Origin of the sequence: Phytohabitans sp. LJ34, from assembly GCF_052068095.1 — a bacterium.
Lineage (GTDB): Bacteria > Actinomycetota > Actinomycetes > Mycobacteriales > Micromonosporaceae > Phytohabitans.
In genome coordinates this window covers 443097-458354 of record NZ_JBQHDG010000002.1, presented here as the reverse complement: position 1 = coordinate 458354, position 15258 = coordinate 443097, and the positions used below count along the sequence as shown (strand labels likewise).

19 protein-coding genes are annotated in these 15258 nt (G+C 72.2%); 4 read left to right on the top strand and 15 right to left on the bottom strand.

Features of this window, described 5'->3' with window-relative positions; genetic code table 11:
* Positions 1–64 precede the first annotated feature (64 nt).
* From ACTMTJ_RS05105 to ACTMTJ_RS05095, 3 genes are all read right to left on the bottom strand, one after another.
* Positions 65–373, bottom strand: a complete 309-nt coding sequence (locus ACTMTJ_RS05105) for a cupin domain-containing protein (RefSeq protein ID WP_441214879.1) — start codon at positions 371–373, stop codon at positions 65–67.
* Complete coding sequence (locus tag ACTMTJ_RS05100; RefSeq protein ID WP_441214878.1) at positions 374–1057, bottom strand: GntR family transcriptional regulator; 684 nt, start codon at positions 1055–1057, stop codon at positions 374–376. It abuts the gene before it with no gap.
* A gap of 137 nt (positions 1058–1194) precedes the next feature.
* Complete coding sequence (locus tag ACTMTJ_RS05095; RefSeq protein WP_441214877.1) at positions 1195–2220, bottom strand: hypothetical protein; 1026 nt, start codon at positions 2218–2220, stop codon at positions 1195–1197.
* Positions 2221–2318: 98 nt separating this feature from the next.
* Between ACTMTJ_RS05095 and ACTMTJ_RS05090 the strand changes: the two genes are divergently transcribed.
* On the top strand, positions 2319–2906 hold the full coding sequence (locus tag ACTMTJ_RS05090; RefSeq protein ID WP_441214876.1) for a TetR/AcrR family transcriptional regulator: 588 nt from the start codon (positions 2319–2321) through the stop codon (positions 2904–2906).
* On the opposite strand, the gene ACTMTJ_RS05085 is transcribed toward ACTMTJ_RS05090, so the two are convergent.
* Genes ACTMTJ_RS05085 through ACTMTJ_RS05070 form a run of 4 tightly spaced genes read right to left on the bottom strand, consistent with a single transcriptional unit; the run spans position 2886 to position 6980 of the window.
* Positions 2886–3983 (bottom strand): ABC transporter ATP-binding protein, encoded by a 1098-nt coding sequence (locus ACTMTJ_RS05085; RefSeq protein WP_441214875.1) that lies wholly within the window; start codon positions 3981–3983, stop codon positions 2886–2888. The genes ACTMTJ_RS05090 and ACTMTJ_RS05085 overlap by 21 nt on opposite strands.
* Positions 3980–4795 (bottom strand): carbohydrate ABC transporter permease, encoded by an 816-nt coding sequence (locus tag ACTMTJ_RS05080; RefSeq protein ID WP_441214874.1) that lies wholly within the window; start codon positions 4793–4795, stop codon positions 3980–3982. The genes ACTMTJ_RS05085 and ACTMTJ_RS05080 overlap by 4 nt, the downstream gene beginning before the upstream one ends.
* A complete protein-coding gene (locus tag ACTMTJ_RS05075; protein ID WP_441214873.1) occupies positions 4792–5640 on the bottom strand; it encodes a carbohydrate ABC transporter permease in 849 nt (282 codons plus the stop codon). The genes ACTMTJ_RS05080 and ACTMTJ_RS05075 overlap by 4 nt, the downstream gene beginning before the upstream one ends.
* Positions 5640–6980, bottom strand: a complete 1341-nt coding sequence (locus ACTMTJ_RS05070) for an ABC transporter substrate-binding protein (protein WP_441214872.1) — start codon at positions 6978–6980, stop codon at positions 5640–5642. Before ACTMTJ_RS05070 ends, ACTMTJ_RS05075 begins: the two co-directional genes overlap by 1 nt.
* 138 nt (positions 6981–7118) lie before the next feature.
* On the opposite strand from ACTMTJ_RS05070, the gene ACTMTJ_RS05065 reads away from it, so the two are divergent.
* The gene (locus ACTMTJ_RS05065; protein ID WP_441214871.1) at positions 7119–8438 is read left to right on the top strand and encodes a glycoside hydrolase family 18 protein; all 1320 of its coding nucleotides are present in this window, start codon (positions 7119–7121) and stop codon (positions 8436–8438) included.
* A gap of 24 nt (positions 8439–8462) precedes the next feature.
* Here the strand turns inward: ACTMTJ_RS05065 and ACTMTJ_RS05060 are convergent, their stop codons facing one another.
* From ACTMTJ_RS05060 to ACTMTJ_RS05040, 5 genes are all read right to left on the bottom strand, one after another.
* Complete coding sequence (locus tag ACTMTJ_RS05060) at positions 8463–9008, bottom strand: GNAT family N-acetyltransferase (protein ID WP_441214870.1); 546 nt, start codon at positions 9006–9008, stop codon at positions 8463–8465.
* Between the two features lie 9 nt (positions 9009–9017).
* Positions 9018–10244 (bottom strand): FAD-dependent oxidoreductase, encoded by a 1227-nt coding sequence (locus tag ACTMTJ_RS05055; RefSeq protein WP_441214869.1) that lies wholly within the window; start codon positions 10242–10244, stop codon positions 9018–9020.
* 5 nt (positions 10245–10249) lie between these two features.
* Complete coding sequence (locus ACTMTJ_RS05050) at positions 10250–10861, bottom strand: PadR family transcriptional regulator (protein WP_441214868.1); 612 nt, start codon at positions 10859–10861, stop codon at positions 10250–10252.
* Positions 10862–10934: 73 nt separating this feature from the next.
* Positions 10935–11684: a zf-HC2 domain-containing protein gene (locus ACTMTJ_RS05045; RefSeq protein WP_441214867.1), complete on the bottom strand. Its 750-nt coding sequence runs from the start codon at positions 11682–11684 to the stop codon at positions 10935–10937.
* A gap of 25 nt (positions 11685–11709) precedes the next feature.
* Complete coding sequence (locus ACTMTJ_RS05040) at positions 11710–12510, bottom strand: SAM-dependent methyltransferase (protein ID WP_441214866.1); 801 nt, start codon at positions 12508–12510, stop codon at positions 11710–11712.
* A gap of 54 nt (positions 12511–12564) precedes the next feature.
* Between ACTMTJ_RS05040 and ACTMTJ_RS05035 the strand changes: the two genes are divergently transcribed.
* Complete coding sequence (locus tag ACTMTJ_RS05035; RefSeq protein ID WP_441214865.1) at positions 12565–13374, top strand: PPOX class F420-dependent oxidoreductase; 810 nt, start codon at positions 12565–12567, stop codon at positions 13372–13374.
* Here the strand turns inward: ACTMTJ_RS05035 and ACTMTJ_RS05030 are convergent.
* On the bottom strand, positions 13346–13822 hold the full coding sequence (locus ACTMTJ_RS05030; protein WP_441214864.1) for a DUF1203 domain-containing protein: 477 nt from the start codon (positions 13820–13822) through the stop codon (positions 13346–13348). The genes ACTMTJ_RS05035 and ACTMTJ_RS05030 overlap by 29 nt on opposite strands.
* Before the next feature lie 65 nt (positions 13823–13887).
* Here ACTMTJ_RS05030 and ACTMTJ_RS05025 point away from each other — a divergent pair, with 65 nt between their 5' ends.
* Entirely contained in the window at positions 13888–14238 is a 351-nt protein-coding gene (locus ACTMTJ_RS05025) for a DUF1801 domain-containing protein (protein ID WP_441214863.1), read from the top strand.
* Here the strand turns inward: ACTMTJ_RS05025 and ACTMTJ_RS05020 are convergent.
* On the bottom strand, positions 14162–14806 hold the full coding sequence (locus ACTMTJ_RS05020; RefSeq protein ID WP_441214862.1) for a class I SAM-dependent methyltransferase: 645 nt from the start codon (positions 14804–14806) through the stop codon (positions 14162–14164). The two genes, ACTMTJ_RS05025 and ACTMTJ_RS05020, sit on opposite strands and share 77 nt — an antisense overlap.
* A gap of 108 nt (positions 14807–14914) precedes the next feature.
* A complete protein-coding gene (locus tag ACTMTJ_RS05015) occupies positions 14915–15256 on the bottom strand; it encodes an endonuclease domain-containing protein (protein ID WP_441214861.1) in 342 nt (113 codons plus the stop codon).
* Between the last annotated feature and the right edge of the window lie 2 nt (positions 15257–15258).

Sequence of the window (15258 nt, the reverse complement as noted above, 5' to 3'; positions counted from 1 at the left end):
CGCCGCCCTGGTCGGCGCGCTGCTTTACGTCGCGCTGTCCTGAGCCGAGGGCCACCCGCACGCTCTACTGTGTCTTGAACTCGACGATGCGCGCCACGTAGCGCGTCTCACCGACGTTCGTGAGCGTGTGGGTGTCGCCCGGCGGACGGAAGATCACGTTGCCGGTCGGCTCGGGTGCGTCACGGAGCTGGCCGTCGACCGTCTCGACGAGGTTGATCGCGCCCTCGATCGTGATCACCAGGTATGGGTGCTCGTGGTGGTGCAGCGGCTGGGTCTCGCCCGGCCCGAGCATGACCTGCCAGACCCGCACCAGGTCGTTTTCCAGGATGATGCGGTAGCCGACCGGTCCGAGCTCGGGCTGCTGCTCCGCCACCTAGGCGTCCTTTTCGTCGAGCCGGGTCATCTTCTGGATGACGCGGGAGCGGGAGTTGTGGATGTGCACGCGCAGCGCCTCGACCGCGGCCACCGCGTCGCGGGCCATGCAGGCGGCCAGGATCGCCTGGTGCTCGCGGTGCCGCTCGGCGGCCGCCTCCGGGCTGCGGGTGCCGGCGAAACGGTAGCGCTCGCTGTTTTGCCAGACCGGCTCCAGCGCGCGCAGCAGCCAACGAGAGCCGGCCGCCGCGTAGATCGCGAAGTGGTAGTCGGTGTGCGCCTGGCGGGCCGCGGCCTGGTCGCCGAGCTGGCTGGCACTGACGTGGCGGTCGAGCGCGGCGCGGGCCCGCTCGGTGTCGCGGTCGGTGAACCGGGGCGCCGCGCGCTCGATCGCCGTGATCTCCAGCAGCAGCCGCATCTCGTGGGTGTCGTGCGCGTCGTCGAGGGTCAGCTCGCGGACCCACGCGCCCTTGTGTGGCACGACCTCGACGAGGCCGAGCGAATCAAGCCGCCGGATCGCCTCGCGGACCGGCATCATGCTCATGCCGAGGCTTTCCGCGAGGTCGGTCAGGCGCAGCGGCGAACCGGCGGCGAGATCGCCGGCCAGGATCGCCTCGTGCAGCTGCGCGGTGGCGGCGTCGGCGAGGGTCCGGTGTGTGGGGGGTGCCGGCCGGCCCGTCGGCATCGAGCCTCCTCGAACAAAGCAAAATATCAGAAGGGAGTTGTCACGCACTGCCCAAGCTGCCCGATGCTACATCATCACGCTCGTGCGAGATCCCGCCCGGGATCGCTCCCGGGCGGGATCCACTGTGACTCTCCGCTTTAGACAGTGGTGGCGACCTTGTCCTCGGCGGGCGCCGGCGTGGCCGCTTCCGCCTTGGTCCGGCCCAGCGCCACCAGCGCCAGACCCACGATCGCGTACCCGGCCAGGATCCACACCGCCCGCGAGGCGCCCGCTCCGTCGAAGAACGCGGTCGAGCGGAGCAGCGTGCCACCCGCCCCGATCGGCAGCCACTGGCCCACCTCGCCCCACGGCTGGGGGAGCAGCTGCGGCGCCGAGGAGACCCCGGAGAGCGCGTTGCCGATCAGGAAGACCACCAGCGCGCCGAGCCCGATGCCCGCCTCGCCGAGCACCGAGGCGAGGCCGGCGACCGAGGCGGCGACCGCGAGCGTGAAGAGCCCGATCGCGGCGGCGTTGGCCAGGTAGGTGCCCGGGATCACGCCGAGCCAGATCTGGAGCACCGCGGCCGAGACGAGGCCGGCCAGCACCGCGTACCCGACCAGGCCGGCAAGGCGCGGCCGGCGCCCGCGGGTGGCGAAGTAGATCGCGGCGCCGGCGAGCAGCGAGGTGATCGCGAGCGGCAGGAACCCGCTGGCGAACCCCGTGCCCCGCGGGTCGTCCTGGTCCAGCGGCACGACCTCGACGGTGCGGACGGGCTGGCCACCGTTCATCTGCGCGGAGGCCTGGGTGAGCAGCGTCGCGACCGTGGGGCTGGCGGCCGGCGCGGTGCGCAGCGTGAGCCCGTCCGGCCCGACCACGAAGGCGGCGTACGCGTCGCGGTCGCGCAGCGCCTCGTCGGCCGCCGCGGCGTCCGCGAGCCTGGTGATCTCGAACGCGCCCGGGCGGGCCGACTCGAGCTGGCCGGCGAACCCGTCGGCGGCCGGCGCGGGCCCCGCGACGACCACCGGCAGGTCGCGCGGCTCGATCTTGGCCGCGGGCGCGCTGAACAGGGGCACGAGCAGCGCTTGCAGCGCCACCACGCCGACCGCGATCACCAGGGCGAGGGCGGCGGGCGAGGGGCGGCGGCGAGCTGGCGTACGGGTGGTGCCATCTCCCGGCTGAGCCATGACAACTCCTCTAAAACGAACACTCATTCTCTTGCGCCCAGACTCCCATCGACGGGCATCTGATGTCAAGAACGAGCGTTCGTTTTACGATGTGTGTCATGCCACGCCGCACCGAAGCCCACCTCGCCGCCCGCCGCCGCCAGATCATCGACGCCGCGCGGACGTGCTTCCTGCGCAAGGGCTTCCAGGCCACGTCGATGCAGGAGGTGATCGAGGAGGCGGGCCTGTCGGTGGGCGCCGTCTACCGCTACTTCAGCGGCAAGGAGGAGATCGTGCTGGCGGTCGCCGAGGACGCGACCGACCGGGTCATCGCCGCGTTCGTCCGCTTCGCCGCCGACCCGGCGGCGGCCCCGCTCCTGGAGGCGATCGACCAGGCACTCGCCTACGCCGAGGCGGAAACCGGTCCGGGCGGCGCGTTTCCGCTCGCGCTCGAGGTGTGGGCCGGCGCCGCCCGCGATCCCGGCCTGCACAAGCTGATGGCCGCCCGCTACGCGCCGATGCGCGCCACCTTCGTGACACTCGCCCGGCGGGCCCGCGACCGCGGCGAACTCGCGCCGGACGCGGACGTGGGCGCGGTGGGGGCGGCCCTGTTCGCGCTGGTGCCGGGGTGGGCGGTCCAGCACACGCTCACCGGCGAACCGGACCGGCGCACGGTGGTCGCGGGGCTACGGGCCCTGATCATGTGACCGGTCGGAGGTCAGGGCCAGGCCGGTCGAGGGGTCGTAGAAGCGCAGCGCGTCAGGTGCGGCGCGGAGGTGTACGCCGGTGTCGGGGCGGGCCGGGAACGTCGCGGGGGCCTGGACCTTCAGTTGCTCGTCGGCCAGGCGGACGGTCAGGAGCAGGGCGGCGCCGGTGGGTTCGACCACCTCGACCCGGGCGGGCACCCAGCCCTCGGCCGGGTCCGTCGCGACCTGGATGTTCTCGGCGCGGACGCCCATCACCACCTCGCGTCCGTCCCAGGTGGACAGATGGTCGGGCGCGGGCAGCGTGGCGTCGCCGATCGCCAGGGTGCCCCGGGTCACGCGGGCGGTCAGGAAGTTCATCGGCGGAGAGCCGAGGAAGCCGCCGACGAACTGGTTGGCCGGGCGGTCGTACACCTCCAGGGGGGCGCCCAGCTGGGTCACCTTGCCCTCGCGCATCACCGCGACGCGGTCGCCCAGTGACATGGCCTCGGCCTGGTCGTGTGTCACGTAGAGGGTGGTGGTGCCGAGCTGGCTGACGATCCGCTTCAGCTCGGCACGAAACTGTAGCCGCAGCAGCGCGTCCAGGTTGGACAGTGGTTCGTCCATCAGCAGGACGGCGGCGTCGACCACGATCGCGCGGGCCACCGCCACCCGCTGGCGTTGGCCGCCGGAGAGCTGGGCGGGGTAGCGGTCCAGGTACTCCTCCAGGTGGAGCAGCTCGGCGGCCTGCTTGACGCGGCGGTCGACCTCGTCCTTGGGGACCTTGCGCATGGTGAGGCCGAAGCCGATGTTCTGGCGGACCTTCATGTGCGGGAAGATCGCGTACGACTGGAAGACCATGGACAGCCCGCGCTGGCGGGCGGGCAGGTCGGTGACGTCCTTGCCGGCGATGCTGACCGTGCCGCTGTCGGGCGACTCCAGGCCGGCGACCATGCGCAGCAGCGTGGTCTTGCCGCAGCCGCTCGGGCCGACCAGCACCAGGAACTCGCCGTCGGCCACCTCCAGCGACACGTCGTCGGTGGCGCGGCGGTCGCCGCCGGCGTACGTCTTGACGAGGTTTCGCACCACTACAGCGCTCATCGCAGCGTCGTCCCCCACATGTTGAGCAGATAGCGCCGCATCACGGCGATGAAGACCACGGCTGGCAGCACCAGCGCGAGGCCGCCGGCGAAGCGGTAAGCCAGCGGCGAGTCGGAAAGGGTGGTGAGCACCTGCGCGGGCAGGGTGCGCTGGTTGAGGGTCAGCACGGTGGCGCCGAGCACCTCGTTCCAGGAGAGCATGAACGCGAACATCGCGGCCGCGGCGATGCCCGGCAGCGCCTGCGGGGCCACCACGCGCAGGAAGGCCCGCGCGGGCGACGCCCCGAAGATCATGGCGGCTTCCTCGTGCTCGCGGGGTACGCCCACGAAGATCGCCGCGGTGATGAGCACCGTGGTCGGCAGGGCGAGGGCGGTGTGGATGAGCGTCACCGCGTACGTCGTGTCGTACAGGCCCGTGTCCAGGAAGATGCGCGCCAGAGGGACGGAGAGCACGACGATCGGCAGCGCCCGGATGAGCAGCAGGAAAAGCTGGTACGTGTCCCTGCCCCGGAACGTGTAGCGGGCCACCGCGTAACCGGCCGGCACGCCCACGAGCAGCGCCGCCACGACCGTCAGCAGGCCTACGGTCAGGGAGTTGAGGAAGCCGCCGGTCACGCCCGTCGACTCGAGGAACGTCGACATCGTCTCCGTCGACGGGTCCGTGGGCACCAGTGGCAGCGGGAACTCGTTGAGCGACGCGCGGCTGGACAGGGCCGCGAGTGTGATCAAGTAAAGCGGTACCCCCATGAAAAGGGTGATCGCGACGCAGGCGGCCTGGACGGCCGCGCGATTCCAGCGACGGCGGCGGCTCATCTCGTCACCGTCCGGTCGCGCAGCAGCCGCAGGTAGCCGACGGCGGCCAGCATCGACACGGCCAGCACGACCAGCGCGATGGCGGAGGCGACGTTGGGGTTCTGGAGCACGTTGTACCACTGGTAGGTCTCGCCGACGAGCAGCGGCAGGTTGCGGCCGGTGAGCGCCTGCGCCACCGCGAACGTCTCCAGCGCCAGGATCGTGCGCAGGATCAGCGCGACCTGGAGGCTCGGCCGGAGCTGGGGGAGCACCACGTGGCGCAGCCGCTGCCAGTAGGTGGCGCCGAAGACCGCCGCCGCCTCGTCGTAGTCCTTCGGGATGCCCTGGAGGCCGGCGACCACGATGACCAGCACGAGCGAGGTCGACCGCCACAGCTCGGCGACCACCACGGCGAGGAACATCGAGGTCGTGTTCTCGTACGACAGCCAGGCATAGCCGTCGAGGCCCAGGTGGTCCAACGTGGAGTTGAGGTAGCCGCGGTCGGCGAAGATCGACAGCCACACCAGGCCGGCGGCGAGGTCGCTGACCGCGAGGGGTATCACCCAGACGAAGAAATGCGCGCCGTGAAAACGTGGCCGCTCGCGCAGCAGCAGCGCCATCGTCAGCGCGAACGCGAACTGGAGCGGCACCAACACCACGACCAGCAGCGCGGTGTTGCGCACGGCGGGCCAGAAGTACGGGTCGTCGAGCATCCGCCGCACGTACCCGGTGGTCGGCCCGTCCGGCCCGCTGAACGCCTGGCCGACGCCCACGAGCAGCGGCCAGGCGAACAGCGCGGTCATCACCACCAGCGACGGCGCGATGAGCAGCACCGCCGCCGGTACGCGGGCTCTTTTGCGGACCACTACGCGACCCGGCAGGGGGAGCCGGCGGGGTCGGGGCGCCAGCACGCCACCTTGAGCTCGTCGAGGATGGTGTTGAGCTGCCGGGCCTGCGCGTCCAGCACGCCCTGCACCGGCTTGCCGTCGAGGCAGATCTCCTTGAACGCGTTCTTGAAGACCTGCCCCACCTCCTGGTCGCGGGCGCCGACGCCGACCGGTGGCAGCGACACGATCGCGCCGGACGCCGCCTGCTGCGCCTTGACCGCGGTGGCCTCGAGGCTGACCGCGCCGGGCAGGTCGGTGGGGACCTGGGCGTTGGTGACCGGGAAGAACGCGTTCTGCCGGAGCACGTCGACCTGCACCTCACCGGTGGTCAGCGCCTTGATGACCTCCTTGGCCTGGTCGGCGGAGGGCGCGCCGTTCGGGATGGCGAGGCCGGCGACGACGAGCATGTAGCCGAGGCCCTTCGGGCCGGTGGGCGCCGGCACCATCACCCAGTCGTCGGGCTTGTCGCCGGGCGCGTCGCGCAGCCGGGCCACGTGGTCCCAGGCGACCAGCACCTCGCCGCGCTGGAGCGGCTCCTGCATGCTGTCGTAGTTGGTCGACGCGGGTACGGTCTGCCCCCACAGCTGCTTCATGTACTGCCACGCGGTCACCGCGTCCGGGCTGCGGAACGTCGTCACCTGCCCGCCGGTGAAGCTGGGCAGCAGGAAGCCCTGGAAGAACCGGTGGTAGAGCCCCTTCGGGCCGGCCGGGATGCCGAAGACCGGCTTGTTGCCGTTGGCCTGGCGGGCCGCGGTCATCCAGCTGAGCAGCTGGTCGTAGGTCAGCTTTTGCACGTCGGCCCCGCTGGGCAGCCACTCGAGGGCCTTCTTGTTGACCGCGAGCACGTAGGTGGCCTGCATCCACGGCACGTACTTGGTGGTGCCGCCGGAGAGCTTGGCCAGGTCGGTGAGGTCGGACGCGAAGCCGCGGTCGCCGAGCCCGCCGAGCACGTCGTCGAGGTCGACCAGGCGGCCGGCGTGCGGGGCGAGGTCGCCGTGCAGGCCGCCGAGGAGGCTGAGCTGCACCTTGCCGGCGTCCAGTTGGGACTTGACCGTGGTGGCGAACGTGGGCGCGTCGACGGGGTTGAACGCGACCTTCTGGCCGGTCACCCGGTCGCCGAGGATCTTCTCGAAGCGCTGTCTCTCCTCGACCTGCGTGAACTGGGTGGAGAGGAAGTTGACCGACCCCTCGCCGCCGTCGCCGCCGCTTGTCGACACGCCGCCGCAGGCGCTCAGCGCGGGTGCGGCGGCGACGCCCAGGCCGAGCCCGAGCAGGCCGCGGCGGGAGATTCCGGAGTGGAGCTTTATGCGGTTCGTCATCTTTACTCCCCAGGTACTGATGTCGGCACCGTTACGTGGTAGTTAATGTATTCGATCCGGGGCCCGCGTAGCTGATTGAAATGTGTCCCCTTGTTCGTCCTCTTGTCAGAACAGGAAAGTATCCTTACTGTTCTGCGCATGCGCAGACTGCTCGGCGTCGCAATTGCCATGACCACCGTTCTCGCGGGCGCGGCCGCGGCCCCGTCCGCCGCCAGCGCCGGCACGCACCGGGACAGCTTCGTCCGGGTCGGCTACTTCACCCAATGGGGTATCTACGGCCGGGCGTTCCCGGTCAAGAAGCTCGACACTTCCGGGGCGGCGAGCCGCCTCACCCACATCAACTACGCGTTCGGCAACGTCACCGAAGACGGTCGCTGCTATGTGGACGGCGGGCCGGGCGAAGGTGACGCGTGGGCCGACTACCAGCGTCCGGTGCCGGCCGAAGAGAGCGTCGACGGCGTCGCGGACACCTGGGGCGAGCCGCTCAACGGCAACTTCGGCCAGCTCCAGAAGCTCAAGGCCAAGCACAAGAACCTGAAGGCGCTCATCTCGCTCGGCGGGTGGAGCTGGTCGACGTACTTCTCCAACGCGGCGCTGACCGACGCCTCGCGCAAGAAGTTCGTCGCCTCCTGCATCGACCTGTACCTCAAGGGCAACCTGCCCAACCCGGACGGCAGCGCCGGCGGCCCCGGCTCGCTCGCCGGCGTCTTCGACGGCATCGACCTCGACTGGGAGTGGCCGGGCTCGAACGGCGAGCCGGGCAACGTGGTACGCCCCGAGGACAAGCTGAACTTCACGCTGCTGCTGGCCGAGTTCCGCCGCCAGCTCGACGTGCTGGGCAAGGCCAACCGCAAGCACTACGCGCTGACCGCGTTCGTCCCGGCCGCGCCGGCCACCATCGACGCCGGCTTCGAGGTCAAGAAGATCTTCAAGTACCTGGACTTCGCGACCGTGCAGGGGTACGACTTCCACGGCACCTGGGAGATGCGGGCCAACCAGCAGTCCGCGCTGCGCGTGCCGGCCGGCGCGCCCGACAACCCCGACTTCTCCGCCGACTCCACCATCCAGGCGTGGATCGACCGGGGCGCGCCGCGCCGCGAGCTCGTGCTCGGCATCCCGTACTTCGGCCGCGGCTGGACCGGCGTGACCGGCGGGCAGAACGGCCTCTTCGGCACCGCGACCGGCCCGGCGCCGGCCACGTTCGAGGCGGGCAGCGAAGACTACAAGAAGCTGAAGACCCTGCCCTCCGCCGGCTTCACCGTGCACCGCGACCTGCGCGCCGGCCACGCGTGGCTGTGGGACGGCACCACGTTCTGGACCTACGACGACCCCGCCGTGGTGCTCCAGAAGGTGCTCTACATCAGGACCCGCGGCCTGGGCGGCGCGATGGTCTGGTCGCTCGACGGCGACGACGACAACGCCACCCTCACCCGCACCATCCACTTCGGCCTGAGGTAGCCGCTCGGGGCGGCTCGCCGCGGGTCACCCCCGTGGCGGGCCGCCCGCCAGGTCGATCCAGTACCGCCGGATCCGGCCCAGCTCGCTGTCCCGCTCGTCTTCGGCGACGCCGCCGTGGCGCTCGATCACCCGCGCCGACGCGGTGTTGTCGACCGTGCAGCTGATCAACACCCGGTCGATCCCCCGGGCGCGCGCGTGCCCCAGCACCGCGCCGAGCGCCCACGTCGCCAGGCCACGACCCCGCGCCGACGGGCGTACGCCGTAGCCGATGTGGCCGCCGGCGCGCAGCAGGAAGTCGTTGAGGCGGTGCCTCAGCGAGATCGCGCCCAGGTAGGCGTCGCGCTCGACGATCCACCAGTACGTGGCGTGCACCCAGCCCTCGGCGAGCGGCACCGACTCGTCGGACATCCGGCGCAGCCGCTCGGTCCAGGCGGCGAAACCCGCGGCCGTGTCGACGTCGTCGAACTCCTCCAGCCCGCCGCCGGCCTGATGCACGCCGCGCCCCCACTCCTCGCGCGCCGCCAGCCAGGAGTCGCGCAGCCGCGGGGTGGGGGCGATGAGCTCGGGCATCCGACGAGGCTAGCCCCGCGACGGCAGGCCCGCGCCGGCCGGGGCGTCCCATTCGAGCTTGTGGGCGTACGTGTCGCGGATGGTCTTGCTGTTCGCGGTCAGCTTCAGGACCACCGGCAGCATCGCGTCGCGGAAGACCCGCGCCACCGGGCCGGCGGCCTTGCCGCTGTTGACTTTCGCGGCCCACTTGACGATCTGCTCGACCCGCGGGCGGCGGACCGCCTCGAACCTCGCGAACGCGTCGGCCGGGTCGTCCGTGTCACGCAACGACTTCGCCAGTACCACGGCGTCCTCAACGGAGAGTGAGGCGCCCTGGCCGGAGCTTGGCGACGGTGCGTGCGCGGCGTCCCCGATCACCACCATGCGGCGGCTGTGCCAGCGGGGCAGGTGCGGGATCGCGTGGACCGGCGTCATCGCGGCGAACTCCTCGGCCGGGGTGGCGCGGATCAGCGGCAGCGCCGGGCCGGCGTCGGCGGCGAAGAGCTCCAGCAGGCGGGCCCGCCACTCCTCGGTGCCGACCCGCTCCACCTCGCCGCGGGCGGGCTCGGGCCGGCGGGGCACGTTGGCGAACCACCAGACCTCGCCGTCGGGGGACATGGCGTACCCGAAGAAGGCCTTGCGCCCGAAGATCATCTCGTAGTCGCCCGGCGCGCTGTCGACGGTGACACCGCGGGCGTAGCCGCCGTTGGAGATGAGACCGACGTAGGTGGGCTCGGGCGCGGCCGGGTCGATGACGCGCCGCACCGTGGAGTGCACCCCGTCGCAGCCGACAAGCACGTCCGCGGTGGCCTCGGTGCCGTCGGCGAACCTGGCCCGCACCCCGTCCGGGGTCTCCTCGGCCGCGACGAGACGCTTGCCACGGATCACGGTGATGCCGCGGGCCACGGCCTGCTGGTGCAGCGCGGCGTAGAGGTCGGCGCGCTTCATCGTGCGGCTCGTGGTGCCGGTCGCCTCGCGCGTGGTCATCACGCTCTCGCCGAGCCGCTTGCCGGTGCCGCTGCGCAGCACCATCGCGGGCGTGGCGAAGCCGGTGGACAGGATCGGGTCGGCCGCGTCGAGCACGCGCAGCGCGTCGATGCCGTTCGAGCCGAGGGTCAGGAAGACGCCGGCGCCGTCCGCGCCGCCGGGGTGTGCCTCGTGGACGGTCGCCTCGATGCCGGCCTTGCGCAGGGCGATGGCCGCCGCCGGGCCGGCGATGCCGCCGCCGATGACGAGGGCCGTACGTACGCGCGTCATTGTTCCTACCTTTCGTCTTCCGGTGCCGGCTCGCCGTGGAACTCGGCCCACTGGCGGCCCCATCCGGCCCGCGGATCGATGGTCTGTGCGATGAAGCGCTCGACGAACGCGGACTCGGCCGCCAGCAGCGCCAGCCGAAACTCCTCCTCGACGAGGAACAGCGCCGGCACGCCGGTGGCGAGCGTGCGCTCGACGAGCGCGTGGATCTCGTCGCGCTCGGTGGCGAGCCGGTCGAGCCGCCGCCGCAGCAGGGGCAGCACCTCGCTCGGCGGCAGCGCCGCGATCAGCGAGAGCGCGGCGACGAACTGCGGGTACTCGTGCTGGGGGTGCTCGACCAGGTCGCGCATCCAGTCGCGCAGCTCGGCCCGTCCGGCGTCGGTGATGGCGTAGACGGTGCGCTCGGGGCGCTGGCCCTCGCGCGAGGTCTCGTGCTCGGCGATGAAGCCGGCCTTGTCGAGCTGCCCCACCACCATGTACAGCGAGCCGTGGTTGAACTTGATGCTGCGGGCGTCGCCGTGCTCGCGCAGCGTGCGACTGAGCTCGTAGGGGTGCATGGGGCGCTGGATCAGGTAGGACAGCACCGCCAGTGCCAGCAGGTTGGAGACTTTGCGCGCCATGACTCCTCCTTCAGTCAGTACCAACTATCCGGTACCGACTAGTCAGAGTCAACTATTTAGCGCGGCTGGTTCGTCACGCCGCCCGGCGGGCCTGTGCGGGGCGGTCGCGGACCAGGCGCAGCGCCGGGCGGGCCGGCGGCTGGTCCACCTCGTCGAAGCTGACCCGCCACGCCCGGCGGGGCGTGCGCTGGCCGCCGGCCGGGCCGCCGCGTGCCGGCTGGAGGCGCGACAGCAGGACCACCAGCACGTACCCGACCAGGATGAACGCGTGGCTCAACACCCGTCCGAGATCCACCCGGCCGGCGATGATGTCACTCGCGGTGAGCAGGCTGAGCGCGGCCACGAAGGCGGTCAGCGTGGGGATCAGCCCCGAGCCCGGGCCCCGCATGAGCGCGATCCAGGCGAAGCCGGCGCCGACCGCGACGTTCCAGGCGGCCGACTCGTGCCACAGGTGGTCCGGCCCCACACCGAACGTGTGCAGGTGGCGCCCTGCCGCGAAGCCGCCGATCTGCGCGGCGCCGAGCAGGAACTGCACCACGCCCAGCGCGCCGAGCGCCACCCGTACCGCGCGGACCAGGCGGGCCCGCCCGCGGCCGGGAGCGGCGGCGAGCACCTCGTCGCTCACCGTGACCTCGTGCGTGACCACGCTGGTGCGGGCCATCCGGGTTACCTGGGCGGCGGCGTCGAACCACTGCCGGCACGCCGCACAGCCGGCCACGTGCGCGTCGGTCGCCGCACGCTCGGCCGGATCGTCCTCCCCGTCGAGGCGCGCGGACAGCGCCTCGCGAAACTCTTCGCACCCCACGTATGGATAGTCGGTCATGGGGCCCCGGGGGTTCCCACGGGGGCTAGTGGAATCCGACGGCCGCGTACCCGGGGTAGTCCTCCGGCCGGGCGGGCAGCTCGTCGTCGTCCGGCCGCCACTGCGACATGTACACCAGGCCCGGCTCGACCAGCTCGTATCCCGCGAGGAGGCGGCTCACCTCGGCGTGCGAGCGCATCGTCATCGGAGTAGGCGTGCGGGCGTACAGCGCGCGGTGCTCGTCGGCCTTGTCGCCCTGCCCCTCCGCCGTGGCGTGGCAGATGGCGATCGCGCTGCCGGGCGCGGTGGCGTCGCGGTACTCGGCGATCACGCCGGCCGGGTCGTCGGTGTCGGGCACGAAGTGCAGCACCGCCACCATCAGCACCGCGACCGGCTGGGTGAGGTCGAGCCCGCCCTCGCGCACGGCCAGGTCGAGCACGTGGGCGGGGGAGCGCAGGTCGGCCTGGACGGGCGTGACCCGCGGGTCGCCGTCGAGGATCGCGCGGCTGTGCGCGACCGCGACCGGGTCGATGTCGACGTACACCACGCGGGACGCCGGATCCTCGGCCCGCGCCACCTCGTGCACGTTGCCCACGGTCGGTATGCCGGAGCCAAGGTCGAGAAACTGCCGCACGCCCGAGTGGGCCAGGAAGCGCACCGCCCGCCGCAGGAACGCCCTATTGGCCCGCATGATCAACGGCAGCTCGGGCCAACCGGCGAGCGCCTGCGCGGCCATCTGGCGGTCGATGGCGAAGTTGTGCGCGCCGCCGAGGTAGAAGTCGTACACCCGGGCCGCGTTGGGCCGGTCGAGGTCGACACCGTAGGGAGCCCAGTCCGGCCTAGTCACGGGCACCACATTAGCGGCCTGTCACGATTCGCCCGGCCCGCCCGTCCACCCCACATGGTTGCGAAGAAGAACGTTTACGTCGTTTTGGTCACGCTCCTCGGCGCGCTGCTCACCGGCGCGGCGGCGGTGTGGTGCCTCGCCGCGCCGGGCTCGTTCGCCGACTTCGTGGACTTCCCGCGGCACGAGCACTTCGTGCACGACCTGGGCGCCTTCCAGCTCGGCCTCGCGGTGTCGCTGCTGCTCGCGCTCGTCTGGGCGGACGGGCTGGCCACCGCGCTCGGCGGCTTCTTCGTCGCGAACGCGGTGCACGCCGTCAACCACGCCGGTGACCTCGACCTCGGCGGCCGCGGGTCGGATCCGTGGCTGATCGGCGCGATGGCGCTCTTCGCCGGCGCCGCGGCGCTCGTGCGGCTGCGGCAGCTCGGCTGGGTCGTCGGCGAGGTGTCGGTGGCGGCGAGCCCGGCGCTGGCCCCGTTCACGCGGCAGAAGACGGTGCTGCTGACCACGTACCGCAAGGACGGCCGCCCGGGCGGCAGCCCGGTGAGCGTCGCCGTCGACGGCGAACGGGCGTTCGTGCGGAGCTTCGAGAAGTCGCTCAAGACCCGGCGGCTGCGCCGCGACCCCCGCGCGGTGATCGCGCCGTCGACCGGTCGCGGCCGCGTGACCGGTGCGGTGGTACCGGCCCGGATGCGCCTGCTGCACGGTGCGGAGGACCGGTACGCGGCGCGGCTGCTGCGCGCCAAGCACCCGCTCCTGCACGGCGTCGTCGTGCCGCTGACGCACCGGCTGGGGCGGTCTCGCTTCGGCCGCACCGTCCACTTCGAACTCGTGCCGGCTACGAGTCCCGCACCGGCGTCACGGTGAACATGTAGCAGCCGTAGGCGACGTTGCGGCTGTGCACCCGTACGACGCCCGGCTCGGCGAGCACGCGTGCGATCGCGGCCTCCGGGTCGCTGCCGTCGTGCACCCGGGTTGCCGGGTGGATCCAGCCCCGCTCGTCGTACGCGCGGAGCACCTGCTTGCGCCCCCGCCACCCTGCGGGATACGTGGCGGCCGCCGGGTCCGGGCCGGGACACGGCTCGGCGTGGGCGAAGACGGCACCCACCTCGCGGTACGGGCTGGGCGGCAGCGGCGGCTCGTAGCCGAACAGCATCAGCTCCTCGCCGCCGGTCGCGTCGCGCAGGCAGCAGCGGAGCGGCTCGCCACCGCCGGCGACCATCCGCTCGACGGCGTTGCCCGAAGCGTCGCGCCCGGTCGCCCGGACGGCGTCGAGGACGGCGGCCGGCAGGGCCTGGATCTTGTATGTCGTCATGCCTACACGCTCGCGCATCCGGGCGTCCGAGGCTGGCGGGAATCGGACGTGGCATAGTCGCTGGCGTGGACGATGAGCTGGAGGGCTGGCTCGCCGGCGTCGACCCGGCGACGGCGGACCTGGCGCGGCGGACCTGCGCGCTGGTCACCGACGTGCTCCCGGACCCGGTCGTGACCGTCGACACCGACCTGGTCGGGTTCGGCACGGCGCCCGGCTACAAGGGGCTGTACTTCACCGTCGCGGCGTACCGCGCGCACGTGACGCTCGGCATCGCCCGCGGCGCCGCGCTGCCCGACCCGGCCGGCCTCATGGAGGGCAAGGGCAAGGTGCACCGCCACGTCAAGCTCCGCTCGACCGCGGACCTCCAGCGTCCAGAGCTGCGCGCCCTGATGGAATCCGCGGTCCACGCGGGCTGACGCGCGGCTCGCCGGCCCGGTGCACGTACGCGGGCGGCAGGTTGGCCCACACCATCCGGCTCCGCTCCACGGTGGAGAAGCGGGCGGCGAGCTCGGCCGCGAACCGCCTGGCCGGCGGCGTCCAGCCCGCGTGCGCGTACGCGAACGTGCTGAACCGCCCGCGCGGCTGGAGTACGGCCGTCACCGCGTCGAGGACGCGCCGTTGGAGCGCCGCGGGCATGACCGTCCACGGCAGACCCGAGACGACCGCGTCGACCGGCTCCGGCACGATGCCGGCGAGCTCGGCCGCCGAGCCGCTGACGACCGTCACGCGCGCGTCGTGCCGGTAGCGCTCCGCGAGCCGCGCGGCCAGCACCGGGTTGAGCTCGACGGCCACGAGCCGCGTGCCGGCGGCGAGCCGCGGCAGGATCGCCTCGGTGATCGCACCCGTGCCGGGTCCCAGCTCCACCACGGTGGCGGCCCGCTCCAGGTCGAGCCCGTCCGTCATCGCGGCCGCGAGCCGCGCCGAGCTGGCCGCCACCGCCCCGGTAACCCAAGGCCGCCGCAAAAACTCCCTCGTGATCGACATAGCAGCGACAGTCGCAGTCGATCTTGTAGCCGCGCGTCACCCTGGTCGGCCGTCGCGCTCGTCCTCCAGATCTAGAACGCTTTGTGCGCTATATCAGCCCTAAACGTTCTAGATCGCGAGGCCTAACGCGCTGCGGAGTAGCGCGACGACGTAGGTGGGGTGGTGGCGGACCTGCCAGGCGGAGAAGCGGAGGACGCGGTCGCCGCGTAGCCAGACTTCGTTCTGGCGGCGCATGTCGGCCTCCCACTGCCCGGCGTCCATGTGGTGCGCGCCGTCTACCTCGACGTGGACTCGTTGCTCGCGCCAGTAAGCGTCCAGATAGCGGTTGCGGCCGGCGCGGTCGCGCCGGCGCTCCTGGAGGTCCGGCGCGGGTAGCCGACTCCTCCGGCAGAGGGTGACGAAGACGAGGAGCCAGTCGAGGGCGTTCGCCGCGCGTCCGGGCATCGGCATCG

Bases quoted from the DNA above. Each gene is read 5' to 3' on its own strand.
- ACTMTJ_RS05100 (WP_441214878.1), bottom strand. From the start codon at position 1,057: ATGCCGACGGGCCGGCCGGCACCCCCCACACACCGGACCCTCGCCGAC.
- ACTMTJ_RS05095 (WP_441214877.1), bottom strand. From the start codon at position 2,220: ATGGCTCAGCCGGGAGATGGCACCACCCGTACGCCAGCTCGCCGCCGC.
- ACTMTJ_RS05090 (WP_441214876.1), top strand. From the start codon at position 2,319: ATGCCACGCCGCACCGAAGCCCACCTCGCCGCCCGCCGCCGCCAGATC.
- ACTMTJ_RS05085 (WP_441214875.1), bottom strand. From the start codon at position 3,983: ATGAGCGCTGTAGTGGTGCGAAACCTCGTCAAGACGTACGCCGGCGGC.
- ACTMTJ_RS05080 (WP_441214874.1), bottom strand. From the start codon at position 4,795: ATGAGCCGCCGCCGTCGCTGGAATCGCGCGGCCGTCCAGGCCGCCTGC.
- ACTMTJ_RS05070 (WP_441214872.1), bottom strand. From the start codon at position 6,980: ATGACGAACCGCATAAAGCTCCACTCCGGAATCTCCCGCCGCGGCCTG.
- ACTMTJ_RS05065 (WP_441214871.1), top strand. From the start codon at position 7,119: ATGCGCAGACTGCTCGGCGTCGCAATTGCCATGACCACCGTTCTCGCG.
- ACTMTJ_RS05060 (WP_441214870.1), bottom strand. From the start codon at position 9,008: ATGCCCGAGCTCATCGCCCCCACCCCGCGGCTGCGCGACTCCTGGCTG.
- ACTMTJ_RS05055 (WP_441214869.1), bottom strand. From the start codon at position 10,244: ATGACGCGCGTACGTACGGCCCTCGTCATCGGCGGCGGCATCGCCGGC.
- ACTMTJ_RS05050 (WP_441214868.1), bottom strand. From the start codon at position 10,861: ATGGCGCGCAAAGTCTCCAACCTGCTGGCACTGGCGGTGCTGTCCTAC.
- ACTMTJ_RS05045 (WP_441214867.1), bottom strand. From the start codon at position 11,684: ATGACCGACTATCCATACGTGGGGTGCGAAGAGTTTCGCGAGGCGCTG.
- ACTMTJ_RS05035 (WP_441214865.1), top strand. From the start codon at position 12,565: ATGGTTGCGAAGAAGAACGTTTACGTCGTTTTGGTCACGCTCCTCGGC.
- ACTMTJ_RS05030 (WP_441214864.1), bottom strand. From the start codon at position 13,822: ATGACGACATACAAGATCCAGGCCCTGCCGGCCGCCGTCCTCGACGCC.
- ACTMTJ_RS05020 (WP_441214862.1), bottom strand. From the start codon at position 14,806: ATGTCGATCACGAGGGAGTTTTTGCGGCGGCCTTGGGTTACCGGGGCG.
- ACTMTJ_RS05015 (WP_441214861.1), bottom strand. From the start codon at position 15,256: ATGCCGATGCCCGGACGCGCGGCGAACGCCCTCGACTGGCTCCTCGTC.